This is a genomic window from Psychrobacter sp. 1Y4, assembly GCF_051847555.1.
On sequence record NZ_JBPYDE010000397.1, the window covers coordinates 1 to 795 of the forward strand.

Annotated in this window: 1 protein-coding gene and 1 pseudogene; both read right to left on the reverse strand. The window is 45.4% G+C overall.

The window, feature by feature from the left end; translation table 11 throughout:
- Positions 1-560, reverse strand: a 560-nt coding sequence (locus ACS8FC_RS16565) for a TrmH family RNA methyltransferase (protein WP_439297583.1), incomplete at its 3' end; no start/stop codon positions are given.
- A 105-nt stretch (positions 561-665) separates the two neighbouring features.
- Positions 666-795: pseudogene (locus tag ACS8FC_RS16570) on the reverse strand (class 1 fructose-bisphosphatase); the annotation flags it as partial.

The following is a 795-nucleotide window of genomic DNA, read 5'->3' on the forward strand; positions in this document are numbered from 1 at the left end:
ACGTGATCTAAAATATCTTGCGTACTCAAGCCTTCATAAATAGTCAGCGCAAACTGTGCACCCATACCTGCTCGTAGCGTCTTGGGAGACCAAGCTTGCGCGGTAGCACTGGTGCATAGAATATTGCGGATACCAACCGCTGCTGCTGTGCGTAGCAGCGTACCAACGTTCCCGCTATCTTGCACGTCGTTCAAAATCAAGCAGTCCTCATCGATCATCGATAGGCTAGGCGTTGGTACTTTGATAATCGCCATAATATCGATGCCTGTACCCAAGCTACGAATACTCTCGTAAAGTGCATCTGACAAAGTAAGAATGGGCGTATAAGTAGGCAGACGAGTGAGTACTTGCTGAACCTCAGGGTGGCTACGCGCTGATTCAGACAGTAGGATCTGGGCAAAAGGATAGTCACTACGCAGCGCAGCATCTATCAAATGGACGCCTTCTATGACTGTTTGACCGTTCTTTTTACGCTGGCGTGCTTGGGACAACAGTGCTTTTACAAGCTTCACGGTTGTGTTCTTATCTGAGGTAATCAGCTCGGTGGGATTTAATACCATAGTGGATCGCTTAGAGAAGAGTAAAGGAGTTGTTTAGATAGCCAGCATAACACCTATGATTAATTTAGTATTCTGCTGGCTGCTCTTAACAGGCGCGCAAATCAATTATTTTTCAGAATAATTGACGTGTAAGTCTTTAACATAATTGACTTCATTTTTGCTACCGAGCACCACAGGAACACGCTGATGAATATCAGTCGGTTCGATATCTAAGATGCGATTGACAGCATCTGTC